Origin of the sequence: Pseudomonas sp. GZJR-8 (assembly GCF_002916705.1) — a bacterium.
Classification (GTDB): domain Bacteria; phylum Pseudomonadota; class Gammaproteobacteria; order Pseudomonadales; family Pseudomonadaceae; genus Aquipseudomonas; species Aquipseudomonas synxantha_A.
Map to the genome: position 1 here is coordinate 251,780 of NZ_JXSI01000007.1, position 19,432 is coordinate 271,211.

Here is a 19,432-nt window from a genome sequence, read left to right on the forward strand (position 1 = left end):
CATGAATAACTCTCTGCTTGTCGCTTTAGTTTTGAGTATGACTTTTATATTGAGCGGATGTGGTGACCGGGTAGAACTGCATCGCCAACTGTCCGAACAAGAAGCCAATGAGGTTGTAGCCGAATTGGCTGATAAACATATTCGCGCGCAAAAGGTACCGGCCAAAGACGGGGTCGTCGTAACGGTTAATACAAGCGACATCGGGCGCGCCGTACGTACCTTGGAAGCCGCCGGCCTTCCCCGGCTCGCCCGGACCACTATGGGGGATACCTTTCGCAAGGAAGGGGTAATTTCCACCCCTCTGGAAGAGCGTGCCCGCTACATCTATGCCTTATCTCAAGAGCTTGAAACCACGTTATCCAAGATCGACGGTGTGATCGTCGCACGTGTGCATGTGGTATTGCCTGAACGCATAGCGCCAGGAGAGCCGGTCCAACCCGCATCCGCTTCCGTATTCATCAAGCATGATCCACGCCTGGACCCCGACAACATTCGCGCCCGGGTCCGCAGAATGGTGGCGAGCAGTATCCCGGGGATGACCACCGCAGTGGATAACCCGCAAAAACTCACCGTGGTGTTTGTACCGGCCTCCACTTATCAGGAACAACAACGCCTGGTGTATTTCGGCCCCTTCCTGGTGCCCGGCGACGATCTCGGATTCTGGCGATCCAGCATCATGATCTTGCTGCTCGGTCTGGCTTCGGCCGTGGCAGCCATGATCTTCCTGCAAGCGCGGCGCAAGCGTCCTCATCTGGAGCCCGCGCTTACAGGAAACTCAACGGGGCCAACGCATGGCACCTAGACCCGATCATCTGATGCGTGAGCAACTGGCCTGGGCTCAATGGTGGGCTTTTCCCTGGAAACAGGCCCACGAAGACTGGAGAGGCGACAAGTATCGTGCGATTGAAAGGCTTTTTTATAGCGGTCGGTCAGCGCCAGAAGACCTTACGGGTTTTGTCGCCTGCTTGCCGGCTGCACCTCATGCCACTGTGCTTCGGTTGGCCCTGGCCTCCACGGACCAACTCAACCTGGCGCTGGCATTGGCCAACCACACGTTCAATCCCCAGGCAGCATCACCCTTGAGTGAAGATCATCATGAGTGGTGCATGCGCCTCTCCATGGCGCTGCACCCTTCCATGCTGCCCCCACATTCCGATCCGCTGCGACTACTTCATAGCTGGGTTGAGCCCGCTACCTGGCAGCGCCTTCGATTGCGTTTCCCCCGTACACGTGTGAGCGAGGCTGAAACAGCAGACGCCCCACTCGAAAGTGCGAGCAGCCGATTGAACACCCTCTGGCAGGCCGTCGTCTGGCGCGTCGCAAGCATGGCGAGCGACAACATGCCCCTGTCTCGCAAGGATGAGGAAAGCAGCGATGTTATGCCGACATACTATTGAGTTACGCAAGGACGCGTCCGGTACGCGAGCCAACCTTATCCCGCGCGAAGAGCTAGCCAATTGGGAGCAGGCCAACCATCTCTTGAGCCACGCCAATGCCCAGGCCGACGAATTGATACGTATGACCGAAAAAAAATGCGAGGCCATGCTTGAACAAGCCTCACTGGAAATCTGGCAACGCGCCGATGCTCAACTCAAACAATGGGAACGCGACCGTCAATCGATGTGCGACAACCTTGAACACTACGCGACCGCCATCACCAACCAAGCCATTCGCTGTCTGCTCGACGAGACAACTGCCCCGCAACGGCTCGCAGCGCTGTTGAAACAATTGCTGGATAGCCAAGTTCAGGAAGTCAGTGCGACGTTGCTCTGTCATCCCCATGATCTTGAGGAGATAAGACAGGGCCTTGCCCGTCACAAGAGCAGATTCTGGAAGTTAAACGCCGACGACACGGTTCATCCTCAAACACTCGTATTGAAAACAGATGAGGGGGACTTCCGTATCAGCTGGAATGCCATGCTCGACACTTTTTTCAACCAGGGCAAAGAGTACTCGATCGAGATCTAATCCTACGAGCACAGAGACTTTATTTATATTCTCCACTCAGAACTAACTGTTTAAATTCACCCATCAACATAGCTATCAGAGGGAAATCATGGATTTTTTCAAAGAGCTGACTCATTCGATTGCCAGAAATAAAACTTCTACATACAAAGAGTTCAAGTCCGGTTTTGAAGAAAGCCTGGCGGCCGAAGACAGCGAGCGGTTTCACAATTTAGTAACGCGCAGAGAGGTCACCTTTGCGCTTTATAGTGAGCACGGTAAAACAGTCAATCAGATGCTCAAAACAACCATTGAAAGTTTTCAGTAAATGAAAGCGCTCGTGGGTGACTGGTTGAGCGGCAGGGAGGAAAAAATCGCCATATTTGAAGGTGACGACGAAGTCACCTTGCGACGTCAGGGCGACGCCGTTTTATTGGGTGTTCAACTGACCTCAGCGGTGACAGATAACTCAGCCTTGCAAGGCTGGCTGCGCCTGGGTGCTGCCAGCTTGAACCATTTTCAGGGTGCATTGGCTCAAAAAGCTGACACAGGTGCGCTATGGCTGATTCAAAGTCTGCGCACCGACCGTGGTGAAGCCCACGTACTGAATTGCCTCGAGACCCTGCTGAACCAACGTGACACATGGCGCGCCATCGTTGCGCGTCTTGCTCGTCCAGCCCAAAACCTCAAACCCACCCCGCTACGTTCACGCGCGTACTAATCAGAGAACTGTCTATGCCTAACAAGACCCATAAGGGCGGCCGCTTGTGCCTTGACTCGCCTGATGCTTCATTCAAAAGAGCCCATTGGCGGAATGTGTTCCTGTTTTCCTGGCTGCTGGTTTCAACTCAAAGCGCGGTGGCGGCGATCCCCGCCGAATGGAAGAACACCGCCTACGCTTATGAAGCCGAGCATAAGCCAGTCCGGGACGTGCTCGACGACTTCGCCCAAACCTTCGGTACGCAACTGCAAATCGAGGGCCTGCTGGAGGGCACCGTCAACGGCAAGATACGCGCCAATACCCCACAATCCTTGCTCGACCGGCTGGGAGTAGAACATCGCTTCCAATGGTATCTGTACAACAACACACTCTACATCAGCACCCTGGACCAGCAGGAGTCCGCGCGCCTGGAGGTTTCCTCTGAGACCATTGCCGACCTCAAGCAGGCGCTCACTGATATTGGCCTGCTCGATAGTCGCTTCGGCTGGGGTGAGTTGCCCGAGGATGGCGTCGTACTGGTCTCCGGACCTCGGCGCTATATCGAACAAATCAAGCAGTTCAGCAGCCAACGCCGCACCGTGGATGAAAAACAGACGGTGCTGAGCTTCCCGCTGAAGTTCGCCAATGCCGCTGATCGTCAAGTGGATTACCGCGGCCAGAAGCTGACCATTGCCGGTGTTTCCAGCATTGTGCAAGGGCTGCTGGAGCCCCGTTCAAATCCGATCTCCTCGGTGCTGAGCCAGCGCCCTTCCTCACAGCCCTCGCCTATTGCGCCGAATGTTCCCCGCTTGAGCAATCCCATGCTGGGGCAGATACTCGGTACAAACAGCAACACCATGCCATTGGATATTGGCGCCACACTCCCCCCGCGTGCACCGATACCCAGCAGCCGGATTCGCGTCGAAGCCGACATTCGCAATAACGCAGTCCTGATCTATGACCTGCCAGAGCGCCAGGCCATGTACCGCGAGTTGATCGCTCAACTCGATGTGGCGCGCAAACTGGTGGAGATCGACACGATCATTCTGGATATCGAGCGTACGCAGTTGGATGAGTTCGGCGTGAACTGGGGGTTTCAGAACAGCCGGTTCCGTGCAGGTTCGTCATCCCAACAGTTGTCGCTTGAGAATCGCGAACGTTTCTATGCCGACATACGCGCCCTGGAAGCCAAGGGGCTGGCGACTATGGTTTCCAACCCGTCCGTGCTCACCCTGGAAAACCAGCCGGCGGTGATCGACTTCAACCGCACTCAATACCTGACACCTGGTCGGCAGAACGCAACCATCTTGCCGGTCACCGTGGGGACCAGCGTTCAGGTCATACCCCGCGTCATCACCAGCCGCGGCAGCCATCAGATTCACTTGGTCGTGGATATCGAGGACGGCACGTTCGACGAATCCAACCCCAACCGTAACCTCAGGGACCTGGATGTTCGCCGCGGTAACGTCAGCACCCAGGCCGTCATGGCGGAAAAGCGCTCTATGGTTGTAGGCGGCTTCCACGTCACGGAAAGCACCGACAGGCAAAGCAAGGTGCCACTGCTGGGTGATATCCCGTTGCTGGGCAAGGCGCTGTTCTCTTCCAGCGAAAGGCAGAACAATCGGCGTGAACGCCTGTTTATCATCACGCCGCGCGTCATCGGCGACCAGGCCGATCCGTCTCGCTATTTACCCCAGGCAGATCAGGCCCAATTGCAGGCGGCGCTGACACCGCTGGCCAGGCGTAACGCCCCTCACCAGCCGGTGATCAAGCGTAGCGACGTGATCAGTACCCTGGCGCACCTGGTGACTGGGCAAGTGCCCAAGGCCTTCAAGTTGGCGCCAATGCCCGTGGGGTTGAACACGCTGTGCAGCACCCGCGACCTGCTCGCACTGAGTACCGAGCGCAGCCAATGGTATGCAGGCCCTGAGTACAACGTTGCAGTCGTAGTACTACGCAACCAGTTCAACCGCAATGTGCGCATCGATGAAAAAGAATGCAGCAACTCGCAAACGCTTGCCGTCACCGTGTGGCCACACGCCTGGTTGAAACCGGGAGAGGAAGCCGAGGTATTTATTGCCATGCGTCCGGTGGTGAAGGATGAACACCTCAGCGTACCGCGCCCCACCTTGATTACGCCATCTCAAAAGGTCCGCCCATGAAACATCAATTGTTGTGCGTCACTCTGATCGGTACGGCGCTGCTTGTCAGCGCTTGCACCCCCACGTGCAAAGGCGACTCCTGCTCACGTCCCCAATCGACCGCACAAAAGATGGTGATCTGGTGGCCATCTCACATGCGCGTCGAGCCCGGCCCTTCCGGGGAGCGAGCGGATTACCAGACGATATCGCTGGAACGATGAGCATCAAGGAAATACCCGACGAACCACGCCAGGTATTTCTGGAGAACCTGGTGAGCGGCGCTGCCACTCACCAGGTTCTCACTCGCGGCATCGAGGTGCGCGCGCTCAACGCGGGTAATCACCCTGGACTGGCCTTGCACATCATTCGCGAAGCGTTGCAAGCCGGGCAACTACAACGCGTATTGCAGCGCCGCTTTGAGCAGGCACAGGTGTTTGATGGCTGTTTTATCTATCTCGATACCCAGGGCGCCTTGGTGATCTGGCACGCCTTGCCCTCCTCCCACTGCAATCCGGGCAGGATCCTCAGCAGGATGCTCTCGCTGGCCAATCTCAGCGCTCTGGACCCAGGCTCCAGTCGCTGATCAGCGCTGATCAAGCTCAGGCAATTCCAGCGTTTCGCGCTTGGCTTCGTCATCCAGCTCGCGCAAGGTGCGGTAGATCAACGCTACGGCCTGCAAGGTCTCGCGAGGAATGCTTGCACCCAGCTGCTTGGTATAGATCGTGCGGGCCAGCCACACACATTGAATCACCGGGACCTCGGCGACCTTTGCGCGCGCGATCAGTTTTCGCGCTTCGTCGTCCGTGCCCTTGCTGATCAGCAGGGGCAAAGGCGTCTCGCCTGGGCGGTAGTAGAGCGCGACTGCAAAGTGCGTCGGGTTGACCACCAACATGTCGGCTTCTTCCAGCTTGGGCAGCTTGACCTTCGGCTCCTCTTGCGCCAATTCCTGCGCCAACTGGCGGCGCTGGCCTTTCACATGCGGGTCGCCCTCCATGTCCTTGTACTCTTTGACGACCTCAACCTGTGTCATGCGCATACGCTTGGCGAAGAAGTGCTTTTGCAAAGTCAGATCGATCAGCGCCAACACCAGCAACAGCCCCAGGCAGGCATGCAGCAGGTGACGGAACAACGCGATAAGCGCCAGCAGATAGCTCTGCAGGTCGCTGTTGGCAAGGTTAATCAACGCCCCCAACGCGGGCCAGACCACCACGTACACAATCAGGCCCAGTAGGAACGCCTTGGCGATGCTCATCAGCAGATTCATTAACGACTGGGCAGAGAACATCTGCTTGATCTGGCTGATAGGGTTGAGACGATTGAAATCCATCTTCAGCGTGTCCGGCGCGAACAGCAGGCCGAACTGCATCCAACTGGCAATCAGCTTCGCGGCAATCGCAAGCCCGGCCATCAACAGAGAGAACGAGAAAAACATCACCAGGCCCTCCACCAGCACTTCTTCCAGCACCCGCGCAAACGGCTGGCCCAAGCGTGATATCGGCAACACCAGCAGTTGCTGAAAGCGTTGCAAGCTGGTTTCGGCAGTGAACAAAGCGACCTCACTGATAGCCGTCAGCGCCAGCAGCTTGCTCACATCCTGGCTCTGCGCAACCTGACCTTTCTTACGTTGGTCATGCAGCTTCTTGGCGGACGCCGGATGCTTTTTTTCCCCCGAATCACTCACGGCGCCGAGACCTTGAACAAAAGCCCCAGGTAGTGCTTAAGGTCACCCAGCTGGCTCATACGCCCGACAATAAGATCCTGTAACAGTGCGAAGTACAGCAACAAAATACCGATTCCCGCCAGGCACTTGACCGGCGGCGCCAAGGTACTCACTTGCAATTGCTGGCTGTAGACCCCCAGTAACGCGATACCGAACTCCAACAGCAACAGCACGGCAATAAAGGGCGCGGCATAAAGCATCATGTGCATGAATGTGTCACTGAGCAGCCCAACAAATACGCTCATGCCATTAGCTGCTGGAAGCGGAAACCACACGGTGGGTGGCCAGATCAGGTAACTGTCCCAGATCACCTGGGTGAGTGCGCCCAACCCCAGGATGGCCATCAGCAAGTAAATCGCCAGTTGCTTGAACATGTGCCCGATCGGCGTCGCGTCCGGCCCCAGTGACGGGTTAAGTTGGCCACCGGCCAAGGCTCCACGCTGGTTGTCCAGCAGCGCTCCCACCGACTCGAACATCCAGAACGGCATCGCCAACAACACCCCCAGCAGCAACCCCAACGCTACCTCCTTGAGCATCAGCGCACCGAGCATCAATGCTGAATAGTCCTGCCCTGCCAAAGCAGCATGAATACCTGGAGCGGGCAACAACGCCATGACCATCACGATGGTGTGCCGGGGCAGGCCGCGCACATGTTGAAAACAAAACGCCGCTACCAGGATGCCACAGGGGTAGATACGCGCCATGCCGATCAACAGGCTGGGGAGATACTCAAGATAAAGCAGCACAGGCAACGCCTTAGTTCAGGGCCGAACGGCCGATCATTTCAAACGTCAGGTTGATCAGCTGGATCAACTCCACGCCAATCCATCGGCCCGTGAGGATCAATGTGACACCCACCGCCACTAGTTTGATACCAAAGGGTAATGTCTGGTCCTGGATCTGCATCAGCGCTTGTACCAAAGAGGTCAGCACCCCCACCACCACCGCCACGATCAGCGGCGGTGCAGACAGTACAACCACCAGCAACATGCCCTGCTTGAACAGCACGATAGGTTCCATACGCCACTCAGAGATAGGAAAGGAACAGACTGTCGAGCAACCGCGACCAGCCAGACACCAGCACAAACAGCAGCAGCTTGAGCGGCAGGGAAATGGTCATCGGCGAGACCATCTGCATACCCAACGCCAGCAACAGGTTGGAAACAATAAGGTCGATCACAATGAAGGGAATGTAGATCAGGAAACCGATCTCGAACCCCGCCTGCAATTGCGAAAGCACAAAGGCCGGGATCAGCAGGATAAGATCCTCACGCTGTACCTCCTGAGCCATTTTCGCAGGCCACAGACGTGCGGTATTGTCCAGCAGATGGGTCAGCACATCCGGGTCCACATTACGCAACATGAATGCGCGCAAGGGGTTGATGGCCTCATTGCCGGTATGCAGAAACGTTTGCACGTTGCTCATGTCCAGAGGCGACGCCTTGATATTCTCGGCGATTTCGTACCCCACCGGCGCCATGATGAACAAGGTAGCCGCCAGAGCGATTCCGTTGATGGCCATGCTCGGAGGTACTTGCTGTACGCCGATGGCATTGCGGGTAATCATCAGCACAATCACGATTTTCAAGAAGGCTGTGCAGACCACCAACAGCATGGGCATCAACGACAGCGCGCCCAGAAATATCGCCAGGACGATCGGGTCCAGCCCTTGAAGTATCATCGACCGAACACCACTCGGGACAACTGCAACCCAAGGCGCCCGTCAACTTCCACCAACTGCCCCTGGCCGATGGGCCGATCGCCATAAAACAGACCCGCCATGCCTGGGGCAAAGCCGGTAATGCCCAGTACCGAGCCGGGCACGAGGTTACGCAACTCCCCCAGGGTCAGGTTCAGTGTTCCGCAGCGTACGCTCAGCGTCATGCTCAATTCATCGAACGGCTCGGGGCCGAATACGTCCATTACGGGTTCATCGTCTTCATGCCCCGAGTGATGAGGTACATCTAAATCTTCGTCCACAGACACGTCCTCGATAGAAGTAAGAGTGAAACGTAACCACCCGGTGTCATCGTCAATGCCGCCATGCAGGCGCTCTCTGCCGACCGACACATAGCCGCTGCCCCGGGCCTGGAAAAAGGTCTGTTCAAGCACCAGCACATCGCCAGCTCGCAGACTGCCGGCCTGTACAATCGGTAACCGCAACCGCCCAAGGGTCACGGCAATTGCCAGTTGAAACGACAACGGCAGCGGCGCAGCCGTGGCCCGCCAGGCCCCCGCCTCGTACAACGCCAAAAAGCTTTCGGGGCTCAACCACACATAACCCTCAACCCACGATGCCCCCAGGGTCACGGTGAGGCGACAGCCAAAGCCTTTTGGTCGCCCGGTGTGTAGCAATCGCACATAACCCAACAGCGCTCGCACTTCGGGGCTCAGGTAATACTGAAACAACGTCCAGAACCAGGAATCCGGTTCGTTGTCGGCCCCTGCAAGGGTCACCGGACATTCACCCAGCAGGCTAAGCAACGGCCCCGCCTTAGCGAGCGCCAGCACACCGCACTGCGTGTCGAAGCACACCACGTCACCGCCAACAGGCGCACGTCCAGGCTCAAGCCGCAATTCACCGGCCTGACCCGCAACATGGAACGGCAGGTACAGGCCGCGGCCCAGCTGGCGGCGCGCGGCAACCCCGTCGCTCTTGATCGAAGGTAATGTCAGTAGCGGTACGATCATGGGTTGCCGACGCTTGGCAGAAGCAGGCTGACCGGCAGACCCAGCGCTTGCGTAAAACGGTCCTCACACTGTTGCCGTACGCCGCTGAGCCAGCGGGCCGTGGCGTCGTGTTCCGCTTCCAATTCAATGGCCCAGCCGCTCTGCTCTCGGCGCACGCTGGCGTTGATCCGTCCCAGGCGTGGCAAGTACAACACTGCCTGCAACGGCCACTGCGAACCGGCCAACACACGAGGCGTCAGTTGTTCGGCCAGCGCCTCGATCATGGCAATACCGGCCGCAGATTTTTTTCGCGACAAGGAGGCGCTCGTCCCTGCGCCCTCCCCATCACCCGCAAACAACCGCGTAAACAGTCGCCCTTGTTCCCACGCAACCATGCCCGCTGCTCCCGAGTCACGCTCTTCGCGGGGCTCACGCAGGGGGGGTCGTTCGGTGGGTTTATTCGCAACCTGGGTCATGTCGGCTCCTGTGCAAGCAAAAGTGATAGCTCCTGTAACTTTTCCACCTGCCGCAGGCATTCGGTGGCTTGCCTCTGGGCACTGCCAACGTGGTGTTCCTTTTCTTGCCGTTGGTTGCGCAGCGCCTCAAGCTGTCCCTCTTCGCGCTGGGTACTGGCGGATAAGGAGCGCTCCTGTGCGTTCCAGGATTTCAGGCCCGCTAAGGTCAAGAGCTGGCCCTGGTGCTGACTGAGCAACTCAGCACTTTGCCGGGCTTGCTCCTGCCGAGTGTGTTCAAGTGCATCCTGGGCCTGCTGGATATGCGCGAGCAGGGCCTGCTGCGCACGCTTGGCCTCACGCAGGGCACGTTCGGCACGATCAGCCCTGTGCCTGCGCAGGCAACGCAGCATCTGCACTTCACCGTGCAGCACATCAGAAGGGGACATAGGTCGTCAGCTCCTTGAGTTGCTCCAGCGTGACGGCCATCGGTGTCGGCTCACGCAAATCCTGGCGCAGGAAACCGTCCACCGCCTCGCGACTGTTCACGGCCAGGTCCGTCAACGCATCGCTGCCAGGCTGGTACTCGCCCAGCTTGAGCATCAACTCGATCTGCTGGTACGCCGATAACAACCGTCGCAACGCCGTGCCCGCCTGAATATCCTCTGGCGCCGCAACGTTGCTCAATATTCGTGAAAGGCTCGCCAACACATCCACCGCCGGATAGTGCCCACGCTCAGCCAATTTGCGCGACAGCACGATATGGCCGTCGAGCAATGAACGTACTTCATCGGCCACCGGATCGTTCATGGAGTCCTGCTCAATCAGCACTGTGTAGATCGCTGTGATCACGCCGTCACGGGTCAACCCGGCGCGCTCCACCAAGCGCGGCAGCAAGCTGTACACCGAAGGCGGCAGGCCTCCGCGCCCCAGGGGTTCGCCGGCAGCCAGGCCGATTTCACGCTGGGCCCTGGCGAAACGGGTCAGGGAATCAATCAGCAGCAACACCCGCTGGCCCTTGCGCCGAAAACCTTCAGCCAGTGCCGTGGCGGTAAAAGCGGCGCGGGCACGCTCCATGCTGGAGCGATCAGACGTGGCACACACCAGTACCGCTTTAGAGCGCAGTTGCTCATCGAGTTCATGGTCGAGAAACTCACGCAGCTCGCGCCCCCGCTCGCCGATCAAGCCGAACACGATGACATCGCATTCGACGTTACGGGCGATCTCGGCCAACAAGGTGGTTTTGCCACAACCGGCCCCGGCGAACAGACCGACACGCTGGCCTTCACCGAGCGTCATCAATCCATCGATGGACCGCACCCCGGTGGCCAGCGCACGGTTGATACGCGGCCGCTCGGTGGGCAAGGGCGCTTCACATAACACCGGGCTGGTATCCGGCAGTTCGGATTCGACAAATGCGCTGGCACCCTGGCCCGTAATCGGCCTTCCGAAACCGTCCAGAACCTGGCCCAGGAGCGCCTCGCTGACTTGCACTCTATGCGACACGCCCAGGCGCTCGACAGGCGCCCCCACGCGCACGCCTTCCAGGTTCCCAAGGGCACTGAGCACCGCATCCTGCTGATCAAAACCAATGATTTCAGCGAGCATGCAGTCACCCGGACCTTTTTCCACCTGGCACAAATCACCGATACGCGCCTGAGGCAGCCGGCACTGCAGCAGCATGCCGTTGACGCGCTGGATTCGCCCGCGCATGGACACCGGCGCAAAGCTGCCGAGCGCCTGGGCCTGGCGTTGCTGCCAGGCGTCCAGACGCGCTTGCTCGGAGGTACTCACCAGTGCACCTCGTAACGCTGTGCGCCATTAAAAACCACTTTGCTGTTGTCGATCAGCACCAGGCGCAAGCCGTCCACCTGATCCCCCAAAAAGAGCCGGCTACCCTCTTCCAGAACCACATGACCGTTAGGTCCGCCGACAATTTGCACGATCCTGAACGGCAAGGCGTCATCTCGCACACGTACACGACTGATCACCGGCACCATACTGTCGAATTGCTCACCAAAGCGGCTGAGCATCCGCGACACCAGCTCCACATCGTCCTGGGAAACATCGCCGTTGAGCACGACTTGACCGTTGATGACTTGCAGGTCGATCCGTTGGCTCAGCTCACGCTCGCCGAGCATTTTCAACAACTGCTGACGCACATCAAACGGTGAGGCCAATTCGTGTTTGCCAATCACCGATGGCATCAGGGAAGCCTGCGCGTCATGCTCCCCTGTCGAAACCATGCCCACCACTGCGATGACTACCGCCACCACCAGCATCAGGCTGATCAACCGCTTTTGCTGCGAGGGTGATATCGACGATAACGGCAGTGTCTGCACAGGTTGTTCCGGTGATGGCAATGCCGCAGATACCGGGGCCTCAGGCACAGGCTCAGGCCATGGATGATCTGCCAAGGCGACGCACAATCTCACGCTACCCACCAGAAAGGGCACGTTCAACGCCAGGCTCGGGATCTGCGCCAGGGCCTGGCCATCAGTCCCGTACACCAACTGCGCCTGGGCCTGCACCGACCAGTTAACGTCGCAAAACTGCAGCAGGGCATGATGCTCGGCGACCCCTGGATCGCTCAGCACCAGGTCAGCGTCCGGCTGGGCACCGATGCTCCATCGCTCGCCGAACAACGGCAACGCAGCGCCCTGGCGCAGCCCATCAAGCACGCGTAACTCATACATCATCGAGCCCTCCTTCGTACTGTCCATGGCTGCGAAATCATGCCGCTGCGCCACGCATCAATGCTTCCTGACCGAGGTCAATGCGCCCCAACACCTTGACCTTGGATGCGCTCCCCAACTCAGCGAAAGACAGCACCGGTACATGGTTGAACTCTTCGAGCAATAGAGTCCGCAAGGGGCTGCGCAAGTCCTGCGCCACCAACATCACGCTTTTGCTCTTGGCCCTCAAGGTAAAGGCCTGATTGAGCAGGTTGATAAACGCCGCGCTGTGATCCTGGTCCAACGCAAAGAACACCCCGGTCTGGGTCTGGCGCAGGGCTTCGCGCAGGATGTTTTCGCTTTGCGCAGACAACAGCCAGGCGTGCAGGCCGTCGGCCTCGCTGTACTGGTGATAGATCTGCGCCTTGAGAGCAATGCGTGCATAGTCGGCCAGGGCTTCCGGCTCACGCTCATGCTGTCCGTACTCGATCAGCGATTCGACAATCAGGCGCACCGCCCGCAGGGGGACACCTTCACTGGCCAGGCGCTGCAACACCGCAGAAAAACGCGACAGCGGCATGATGCGCTGCAGTTCCTGCACCAGTTCCGGCTGATTATGCTCAAGCCAACTCAGGATCGACTTGCTCTCCTGAATCCCCAGGAACTGTGGCCCGCTGAGCATCATCGCCTTGCGCATACGCTCCAGGATCAGGCTCGTGGCGGTGAAGCGCTCCAGTTGCGGATCATCAAGCAGCGGATCGTCAGGGGCCAACCAGAGCCAATCCTGTTCATCGCGCTCAGCCAACCCGGCGATGGCGTGCTCTGGCTCAACCTCAAGCGCCATGCGCTCAACGGCCATATGATTGACCACTGACGCCCTGACCATGGGGACTTCATGCACACAAAAGCGCATCTCATCGGGGGCCAGGGAGTCATCGAGCTCGACTTCGAACGGCGGCAATGTCAGGCCAATATTGGCGACCAGCGAATTTCGCGCCTGGCGAATCCCGTGAATCAGATTCGTCACTTCAGGCGTGCCACGCAGAACAGGGGAAAACTGCAACAGGTAAGGGCGCGACGGGTCAAAGCCGCGCAAGTCCTCTTTACCGTTCTCTTCAGGGCGAACGACTTCGGCGGCCTCGTTGGAAGGCTCTGCCTGGTGTTGGCGCTGGCGCACCAGGTAGTAACCCACGCTGCCGGTGATCAGCGCGATCAGGATAAATACCAGGGTAGGCATGCCAGGGACCGCGGCAAACGCAAGCATTCCCACCGAGGCAATCACCCAACTCTTGGGCTCGCTGGTCATTTGCCGGGCAATTTCGACGCCCATGTTACTGACGCCTTTGCGTCCATCCGGCGCAACACGGGTGATGATCATGCCCGCAGTCAAAGAGATCAGCAGCGCCGGAATCTGTGCAATCAGGCCATCGCCGATCGTCAGTACCGAATACAACGCCATCGAATCGCCTGCGCTCAAGCCGTGCTGGAACATTCCTGTGGAGAAGCCGCCCAACAGGTTGACCACGACGATGATCAAGCCGGCGATAGCGTCGCCCTTGACGAACTTCATGGCCCCATCCATGGCCCCGAACAGTTGGCTCTCACGCGACAACTGCTCACGCTTGTCCCTCGCTTGCATGCCGTCAATCAGCCCTGCACGCAGATCGCTATCGATAGACATCTGTTTGCCCGGCATCGCATCCAGGCTGAACCGCGCCGCCACCTCGGCGACCCGCTCCGAGCCCTTGGTGATCACCAGGAAGTTGACCAGGGTCAGGATCAGAAAGATCACCATCCCTACCGCCAGGTTTCCCCCCACCACGAAATTGCCGAAGGCCTCGACGATGTCACCGGCGTCCTGTTCCAGCAGGATCAAGCGCGTGGTCGCAATCGACAGCGCCAAACGAAACATGGTGGTCAGCAACAGGATCGATGGGAACGATGAGAACGCCAGAGGGCCTGGTAGATAAAGCGCCAGTACGATCAACAGGCAAGATATGCAGATATTGAGCGCAATCAGAATATCTACCAGCCAGGTCGGCAGTGGCACGATAAAGATAAAGACAATGGCCATGACCACCACGGCGCCCAGCACTTCTGCGCGCTGTGCCACTTTGAGCAGCAAGCCGTTGATGGTCGACAGCAGGGTCACGTCATAACCCCGGCCAACTCAGGAAAACGCTGGGTACCACCGTCGATCCGGTTCAGCTCGTCCATCACCGCTACAAACCTGAACAAGGTTTCCTCGCGGACTCTACTGTCAGACCATAAGGCCAACGGTAACTGCCGGATAAGAGGGTAAAGCGCGTTGAGAGCGGCCAGTTGCCTGGAGGGTGATCCACTCCCCATCTCATTCCCCAACCGCAGGATTTCATCGGCGGCGATGCCGCTATCGGCGTATCCAAGCAGGCGCTGCAGCAGGGAAACGGCGTCATGATCGATGCCCAGTCGCAGGTTGAACGCCAGGCAATCGGCCAATACGGTGCCCAACTGCCCGCAACTTCGCAGGCCCAGCAGCACAGAACGCAACAGTGGGGTGGGCATCGATGACACCCGGGCCGCGATATCGTCTGCCAAGGCTTTACGCATCACATTGAGCCCTTCATAGAAGCGCTCGCCGCCGTATACGCCCAGCAGGGCTTGCATCATGGTCGCCAGCGATTGGCGCGTGACCACGCTGGCATAGTAGAGCGCGCGGAGCGCCTGGCGTTCCTGCGGGTCCGCGCCGGCTGCTTGCAATGCTACGGCAATGTTCAGGCCAGCCTGGATTTCTCCCTTGAAACGCGCCTCGAATTTGGCAATGGCTGCGCGGGCCAAGGCAGCCTCGGATTTACGCAGTTCAGCGTCCGCCTGGCCTGCCACGTGCTTGAGGACCACGAACGCACGCGCCGGGTCGCCGCCTGTGAGGTCGAGCAATTTGTCGACGCTGGCGTTTTGCAGTAACTGCATCCTGATGCGGCGAGAAACCGAGGCCATGCTCGCCTGGGCCGGATGCCCCAACTGGTCATAAAGCTGCACCAGTTGTTCCGCAGCAGGCACGCGCTGGGCCATCTGCCGCTGGGCCAGCGGAAGTTTATTGAGCTCTACTTCCTGATTGAACAGTTGGGCCAGTTCATCAACACCCTTCGCAGGCGCAGGCACGGCAGTATTGCTGATAACAGGTTGATCCAGGCGTTGGACCGTTGGCACATCGTTGCGCGATTCGACTTTCATGGACAGGCCAGTTCAGGAAGAGTGTGTCTCTGTGTGGCAAAGCCTCCCCATACGGTTCCATTGAAATTCGAGACGACGGCACGTTTGAAAATACTTGCACGGACCTCTAATCCTCACGTGCAAAAGCCTGCGTAAAAAAGCATCAATTCAAGATATTTATATATATAAATTAAGTAGTTACGTGATTTTTTCTGTTTGGCACAAGCAGTGCAATCGGGTTCCTGTCGATACGTTTCGACTGCGTCTACCTTAAGGAAAAAATCATGAATATTCCTATTGAAGCCTTAGTTCACCTTGGTGGCAATTCGCCTCAATTCATGCTTCATCTGACAGACGATCAACAGAAAAAGCTTCGCCGCTTTATTCATAAACGCGTGCTTAACCCGGAAGATGCGGATGATCTTTTGCAATTGACCTATCTGGAAGCCTGGCGTAATCGCGAACGTTTCAGCGGCACCGCAACGCTCAGCACCTGGATGTGCGGCATCGCGCAGAACCTGATCCGCAATCACTTTCGGCGCCTGTACGCCAAACCCGCACATTGCGAATTCGATGAGTCGCTGTGGCATGGCCAGGAAGACACCCACAGTCTGGATTGGGAGTTTGAGATCAACCGGCGCCTGGAAAATACCCTGAGCGCTATCGATCACTTGCCGACCGAGATGCGCAAGACGCTGTACGCTTCACTGGAAACCGACGGTAGCTATCAGGACACCGCCGACGTACTGGACATCCCTATCGGCACCGTGCGCTCGCGCCTGTCACGGGCACGCGAACAGCTCAAGCGCGTGACCCACACACCCCTGCATCGCTAAGCTGAATTAGCCGGGCAAGCGTTGGGCGACAGGGATATCTGCCCAACACTGTCAGACTTGGCCTGATAGACACCAATGCTCTGCATCTGCCCCCCGCTACAGAGCGCATCCGCCAGCGAGCCTCCCTGCCGCCTGTCACCCAAAGCAGCGTTTTCGGTTAAACGGTTGAAAGCGTAGAAAAAAACTCAACAAAAAGACTTGACGCATTGCCGTTCCGAGCGAATAATGCGCGCCACTTGGCTACATAGCTCAGTTGGTTAGAGCATAGCATTCATAATGCTGGGGTCCGGGGTTCAAGTCCCTGTGTAGCCACCAAGTACTAAAAACGGCTTACCGAAAGGTAGGCCGTTTTTTTGTGCGCGTAAAAAACTCCCCAACTGTATTTTGACGCCCCCCACCCCCACTGTTAGTGTCCAGCCTCCCTAAAATGCGGAGTGCCCCGATGAAACTGGACATCTACCAAGTCGACGCTTTCAGCCAACACCCCTTCGGCGGCAACCCGGCGGCGGTGTGCCCGCTCACCGAATGGTTGCCCGACGAGCAACTGCAGAGTATCGCGGCTGAAAACAACCTCTCGGAAACCGCGTTTTTTGTACCCCGTGGCGAGTTCTACGAGCTGCGCTGGCTCACCCCCGAAGTCGAGGTAGACCTGTGCGGCCATGCCACCTTGGCGGCGGCCTGGGTATTGATTCATATGCTGGCCGATGCGCCGCAAGTGCTGCGCTTTGCAACGCGTAGCGGCGAGTTGCGGGTGACGCACAATGGCGATGAACTGGCGATGGATTTCCCAGCCAAACAGCCGCAACGCTGCGAGCCACCGGCCGGAATGTTGAGCGCACTGGGCATTGAAACTGCTGAGGTGTTTGGCACCGATGACTACATCGTGCTGGTGGAAAATGAAGCGCAGGTGGCGGCACTGACACCGGATTTCGCACGGCTCAAGGGCCTGCCCAAACGTGGTATTGCAGTCACCGCCAAAAGCACACAGTTTGATTTTGTCTCACGCTGGTTCGGCCCGAATGTGGGGGTCAATGAAGACCCGGTCACCGGCTCGGCGCACACCTCGCTGGCAACGTTCTGGGCCGAGCGCCTGGGCAAGTTGCAGATGACCGCCGAGCAAGGCGGCCAGCGCAAGGGCCAGTTGCGCTGTGAACTCAAGGGCGACCGCGTGATTATCTCCGGCAAGGCGGTGCTGTATATGCAAGGCACGATTTATCTGTAAAACGCAATTCCCGAAGGACAACAGATCATTCTCAAAATGAACGGAGTTCAGCGCGTGCTTTTGACTTCCCGCCGTCAGTTGACGGTCATCGCAGCAGCCCTGGCCCTTGCGGCCTGCCACACGTCTGTCACCGAACAACCACCGGCACCGGAGTTGGGTTCGGGCTATCGCACTGACCTGAGTACCCGCCACGCCGAGCACCATATGGCCGCCGCTGCCAACCCGTTGGCTGCCGAAGCCGGACGCGAGATGTTGCGCCAAGGCGGTTCGGCCATCGACGCGGCGATTGCGATGCAAGCGGTGCTGACCCTGGTAGAGCCACAGTCTTCCGGCATTGGTGGCGGTGCGTTCATCATGCTATGGGATGGCAAAAACGTGCAGGCCTACGATGGCCGCGAGACCGCACCGGCGGGGGCGACCGAGCGCTTGTTCCTGAAGGCCGACGGCACGCCGATGGCGTTCACCGATGCGCAAATTGGCGGGCGCTCTGTCGGCACGCCGGGTGTATTACGCGCACTGGAAATGGCGCACAAGAAGAGCGGCCATCTGCAATGGGCCAAGCTGTTCGAGCCGGCGATCCGCCTGTCGGAGCAGGGCTTTGCCATTTCACCGCGCTTGCATAGCTTGATCGCGGCGGATCGCTTTATTGTGCAATCGCCCGAGATGGCGGCGTACTTCCTGAATGCCGATGGCTCGCCCAAAGCCACCGGCACGCTGTTGAAAAACCCGGCGCTGGCCGCGGTATTCAAGCGCATCGCCAAGGAAGGGCCGGATGCGCTGTACCACGGGGCGATTGCCGATGAGATCGCACGCAAGGTGCAGGGCAATCACAATGCCGGCAGCTTGTCCGTAGCCGACCTCAAGGGCTACAGCGCCAAGGAGCGCGCCCCACTGTGCACCGACTACAAACAATGGAAAATCTGCGGGATGCCGCCGCCCTCCTCTGGCGGGATTGCCGTGGCGCAGATCCTTGGCACCTTGCAGGCGCTGCAGACCCGCGACCCGCGCCTGGCGATCGCGCCGATGACCCCGAACAAGAGTACTTCGCCGGCCGGGCTTGAACCGACACCCGAGGCCGTGCACCTGATCGCCGAAGCCGGGCGCCTGGCCTTTGCCGATCGCGCCCTGTATGTGGCCGATGCAGACTTCACCCCCGTGCCGGTTGCCGGCCTTGTTGCACCCAACTACCTGGCCCGGCGCGCCGCGTTGATCCGCGAGCGCAGCATGGGGGTCGCCAAGCCTGGCCAACCGGAGGGCGTTCAAGTGGCGTATGCACCGGATCGCTCGCCGCTGCGCATCTCCACCTCGCAAGTGGTGGCGGTGGACGACCAGGGTGGCGCGGTGTCGATGACCACCACCGTGGAAGCGGCGTTCGGCTCCCACGTGATGGTCCAGGGCTTTTTGCTCAACAACCAGATGACCGATTTCTCGTTCATCCCCGAAGAAAACGGCCAGCCTGTGGCCAACCGCGTGCAACCCGGCAAGCGCCCGCGCTCGGCCATGGCCCCGACCCTGGTGTTCGATCGCAACAGTGGTGAGTTGCTTGCCACCGTGGGCTCCCCGGGCGGTTCGCAGATCATCGAGTACGTGAGCAAATCCCTGGTGGCCATGCTCGACTGGAAACTCGACCCGCAAGCGGCCATCAGCCTGCCGAATTTCGGCAGCCGCAATGGCGCCACTGAGTTGGAAACCGGCCTGTTCAGCCCTGCACTCAAACAAGCGCTCAAGGACAAGGGCCATGCCCTGAGCGAGATCGATATGACCAGCGGCGTACAGGCCATCGTCCGCACGCGGGATGCCCAGGGCAAGGTGTCGCTGAGCGGCGGCGCCGACCCTCGGCGTGAAGGCGAGGCGCTGGGTGACTAAGGGGTTTTGATCAA

At 58.8% G+C, this 19,432-nt stretch carries 22 protein-coding genes and 1 tRNA gene; 12 read left to right on the forward strand and 11 right to left on the reverse strand.

Annotated features, from left to right (window positions below):
• The first annotated feature begins 1 nt into the window (after position 1).
• The 8 genes from sctJ (at position 2) to TK42_RS16390 (ending at position 5,368) form a co-directional block, all read left to right on the forward strand.
• Positions 2-802 (forward strand): type III secretion system inner membrane ring lipoprotein SctJ, encoded by an 801-nt coding sequence (sctJ, locus tag TK42_RS16355; protein WP_032878009.1) that lies wholly within the window; start codon positions 2-4, stop codon positions 800-802.
• Positions 803-815: 13 nt separating this feature from the next.
• The gene (locus tag TK42_RS16360) at positions 816-1,397 is read left to right on the forward strand and encodes a type III secretion protein (protein ID WP_228309320.1); all 582 of its coding nucleotides are present in this window, start codon (positions 816-818) and stop codon (positions 1,395-1,397) included.
• Entirely contained in the window at positions 1,375-1,968 is a 594-nt protein-coding gene (gene sctL, locus TK42_RS16365; RefSeq protein WP_032878011.1) for a type III secretion system stator protein SctL, read from the forward strand. Before TK42_RS16360 ends, sctL begins: the two co-directional genes overlap by 23 nt.
• Positions 1,969-2,056: 88 nt before the next feature.
• Positions 2,057-2,272: a hypothetical protein gene (locus tag TK42_RS16370; RefSeq protein WP_032878012.1), complete on the forward strand. Its 216-nt coding sequence runs from the start codon at positions 2,057-2,059 to the stop codon at positions 2,270-2,272.
• A complete protein-coding gene (locus TK42_RS16375) occupies positions 2,273-2,665 on the forward strand; it encodes a type III secretion protein (RefSeq protein WP_078820233.1) in 393 nt (130 codons plus the stop codon).
• Between the two features lie 14 nt (positions 2,666-2,679).
• Complete coding sequence (gene sctC / locus TK42_RS16380) at positions 2,680-4,806, forward strand: type III secretion system outer membrane ring subunit SctC (protein WP_103734672.1); 2,127 nt, start codon at positions 2,680-2,682, stop codon at positions 4,804-4,806.
• Positions 4,803-5,006 (forward strand): HrpT family type III secretion system protein, encoded by a 204-nt coding sequence (gene hrpT / locus TK42_RS27145; RefSeq protein ID WP_081883307.1) that lies wholly within the window; start codon positions 4,803-4,805, stop codon positions 5,004-5,006. The genes sctC and hrpT overlap by 4 nt, the downstream gene beginning before the upstream one ends.
• On the forward strand, positions 5,003-5,368 hold the full coding sequence (locus tag TK42_RS16390) for a hypothetical protein (protein WP_032878015.1): 366 nt from the start codon (positions 5,003-5,005) through the stop codon (positions 5,366-5,368). The genes hrpT and TK42_RS16390 overlap by 4 nt, the downstream gene beginning before the upstream one ends.
• On the opposite strand, the gene sctU is transcribed toward TK42_RS16390, so the two are convergent.
• The 11 genes from sctU to TK42_RS16445 are packed head-to-tail and all read right to left on the reverse strand — an operon-like array spanning position 5,369 to position 15,515.
• On the reverse strand, positions 5,369-6,466 hold the full coding sequence (sctU, locus tag TK42_RS16395) for a type III secretion system export apparatus subunit SctU (protein ID WP_103734673.1): 1,098 nt from the start codon (positions 6,464-6,466) through the stop codon (positions 5,369-5,371).
• Positions 6,463-7,251, reverse strand: coding sequence for a type III secretion system export apparatus subunit SctT (gene sctT, locus TK42_RS16400; protein WP_078820230.1), 789 nt, complete (start codon positions 7,249-7,251; stop codon positions 6,463-6,465). Before sctT ends, sctU begins: the two co-directional genes overlap by 4 nt.
• Before the next feature lie 10 nt (positions 7,252-7,261).
• The gene (gene sctS / locus TK42_RS16405) at positions 7,262-7,525 is read right to left on the reverse strand and encodes a type III secretion system export apparatus subunit SctS (RefSeq protein WP_014716816.1); all 264 of its coding nucleotides are present in this window, start codon (positions 7,523-7,525) and stop codon (positions 7,262-7,264) included.
• Positions 7,526-7,532: 7 nt separating this feature from the next.
• Positions 7,533-8,186: a type III secretion system export apparatus subunit SctR gene (sctR, locus tag TK42_RS16410; RefSeq protein ID WP_078820229.1), complete on the reverse strand. Its 654-nt coding sequence runs from the start codon at positions 8,184-8,186 to the stop codon at positions 7,533-7,535.
• Complete coding sequence (locus TK42_RS16415) at positions 8,183-9,196, reverse strand: FliM/FliN family flagellar motor switch protein (protein ID WP_032878020.1); 1,014 nt, start codon at positions 9,194-9,196, stop codon at positions 8,183-8,185. Before TK42_RS16415 ends, sctR begins: the two co-directional genes overlap by 4 nt.
• The gene (locus TK42_RS16420; RefSeq protein ID WP_078820228.1) at positions 9,193-9,651 is read right to left on the reverse strand and encodes a type III secretion system HrpP C-terminal domain-containing protein; all 459 of its coding nucleotides are present in this window, start codon (positions 9,649-9,651) and stop codon (positions 9,193-9,195) included. Before TK42_RS16420 ends, TK42_RS16415 begins: the two co-directional genes overlap by 4 nt.
• The gene (locus TK42_RS16425; protein WP_032878023.1) at positions 9,648-10,076 is read right to left on the reverse strand and encodes a YscO family type III secretion system apparatus protein; all 429 of its coding nucleotides are present in this window, start codon (positions 10,074-10,076) and stop codon (positions 9,648-9,650) included. Before TK42_RS16425 ends, TK42_RS16420 begins: the two co-directional genes overlap by 4 nt.
• Positions 10,063-11,421 (reverse strand): FliI/YscN family ATPase, encoded by a 1,359-nt coding sequence (locus TK42_RS16430; RefSeq protein ID WP_103734674.1) that lies wholly within the window; start codon positions 11,419-11,421, stop codon positions 10,063-10,065. Before TK42_RS16430 ends, TK42_RS16425 begins: the two co-directional genes overlap by 14 nt.
• A complete protein-coding gene (locus TK42_RS16435; protein WP_103734691.1) occupies positions 11,418-12,323 on the reverse strand; it encodes an FHA domain-containing protein in 906 nt (301 codons plus the stop codon). Before TK42_RS16435 ends, TK42_RS16430 begins: the two co-directional genes overlap by 4 nt.
• A gap of 37 nt (positions 12,324-12,360) precedes the next feature.
• Entirely contained in the window at positions 12,361-14,454 is a 2,094-nt protein-coding gene (gene sctV, locus TK42_RS16440) for a type III secretion system export apparatus subunit SctV (RefSeq protein ID WP_103734675.1), read from the reverse strand.
• Positions 14,451-15,515 carry a TyeA family type III secretion system gatekeeper subunit gene (locus TK42_RS16445; RefSeq protein WP_078820226.1) on the reverse strand — a complete coding sequence of 355 codons (1,065 nt, stop codon included), beginning with the start codon at positions 15,513-15,515 and terminating at the stop codon, positions 14,451-14,453. The genes sctV and TK42_RS16445 overlap by 4 nt, the downstream gene beginning before the upstream one ends.
• Before the next feature lie 263 nt (positions 15,516-15,778).
• On the opposite strand from TK42_RS16445, the gene TK42_RS16450 reads away from it, so the two are divergent.
• From TK42_RS16450 to ggt, 4 genes are all read left to right on the forward strand, one after another.
• Entirely contained in the window at positions 15,779-16,330 is a 552-nt protein-coding gene (locus TK42_RS16450; protein WP_078820225.1) for an RNA polymerase sigma factor, read from the forward strand.
• Between the two features lie 238 nt (positions 16,331-16,568).
• A tRNA-Met gene (locus TK42_RS16455) sits at positions 16,569-16,645 on the forward strand.
• 127 nt (positions 16,646-16,772) lie between these two features.
• A complete protein-coding gene (locus TK42_RS16460) occupies positions 16,773-17,552 on the forward strand; it encodes a PhzF family phenazine biosynthesis protein (protein ID WP_103734676.1) in 780 nt (259 codons plus the stop codon).
• A gap of 36 nt (positions 17,553-17,588) precedes the next feature.
• Positions 17,589-19,418 (forward strand): gamma-glutamyltransferase, encoded by a 1,830-nt coding sequence (ggt, locus tag TK42_RS16465; RefSeq protein WP_103734677.1) that lies wholly within the window; start codon positions 17,589-17,591, stop codon positions 19,416-19,418.
• Positions 19,419-19,432 lie beyond the last annotated feature (14 nt).

Excerpts from the sequence above, each read along its gene's own strand:
- TK42_RS16435 (WP_103734691.1), bottom strand. The coding sequence starts at position 12,323 with ATGTATGAGTTACGCGTGCTTGATGGGCTGCGCCAGGGCGCTGCGTTG.
- TK42_RS16445 (WP_078820226.1), bottom strand. The coding sequence starts at position 15,515 with ATGAAAGTCGAATCGCGCAACGATGTGCCAACGGTCCAACGCCTGGAT.
- TK42_RS16375 (WP_078820233.1), top strand. The coding sequence starts at position 2,273 with ATGAAAGCGCTCGTGGGTGACTGGTTGAGCGGCAGGGAGGAAAAAATC.
- TK42_RS16360 (WP_228309320.1), top strand. The coding sequence starts at position 816 with ATGCGTGAGCAACTGGCCTGGGCTCAATGGTGGGCTTTTCCCTGGAAA.
- ggt (WP_103734677.1), top strand. The coding sequence starts at position 17,589 with ATGAACGGAGTTCAGCGCGTGCTTTTGACTTCCCGCCGTCAGTTGACG.
- sctL (WP_032878011.1), top strand. The coding sequence starts at position 1,375 with ATGTTATGCCGACATACTATTGAGTTACGCAAGGACGCGTCCGGTACG.
- TK42_RS16450 (WP_078820225.1), top strand. The coding sequence starts at position 15,779 with ATGAATATTCCTATTGAAGCCTTAGTTCACCTTGGTGGCAATTCGCCT.
- TK42_RS16370 (WP_032878012.1), top strand. The coding sequence starts at position 2,057 with ATGGATTTTTTCAAAGAGCTGACTCATTCGATTGCCAGAAATAAAACT.
- TK42_RS16420 (WP_078820228.1), bottom strand. The coding sequence starts at position 9,651 with ATGACCCAGGTTGCGAATAAACCCACCGAACGACCCCCCCTGCGTGAG.
- TK42_RS16425 (WP_032878023.1), bottom strand. The coding sequence starts at position 10,076 with ATGTCCCCTTCTGATGTGCTGCACGGTGAAGTGCAGATGCTGCGTTGC.
- sctJ (WP_032878009.1), top strand. The coding sequence starts at position 2 with ATGAATAACTCTCTGCTTGTCGCTTTAGTTTTGAGTATGACTTTTATA.
- sctS (WP_014716816.1), bottom strand. The coding sequence starts at position 7,525 with ATGGAACCTATCGTGCTGTTCAAGCAGGGCATGTTGCTGGTGGTTGTA.
- hrpT (WP_081883307.1), top strand. The coding sequence starts at position 4,803 with ATGAAACATCAATTGTTGTGCGTCACTCTGATCGGTACGGCGCTGCTT.
- TK42_RS16415 (WP_032878020.1), bottom strand. The coding sequence starts at position 9,196 with ATGATCGTACCGCTACTGACATTACCTTCGATCAAGAGCGACGGGGTT.
- sctR (WP_078820229.1), bottom strand. The coding sequence starts at position 8,186 with ATGATACTTCAAGGGCTGGACCCGATCGTCCTGGCGATATTTCTGGGC.
- TK42_RS16460 (WP_103734676.1), top strand. The coding sequence starts at position 16,773 with ATGAAACTGGACATCTACCAAGTCGACGCTTTCAGCCAACACCCCTTC.
- TK42_RS16390 (WP_032878015.1), top strand. The coding sequence starts at position 5,003 with ATGAGCATCAAGGAAATACCCGACGAACCACGCCAGGTATTTCTGGAG.
- sctC (WP_103734672.1), top strand. The coding sequence starts at position 2,680 with ATGCCTAACAAGACCCATAAGGGCGGCCGCTTGTGCCTTGACTCGCCT.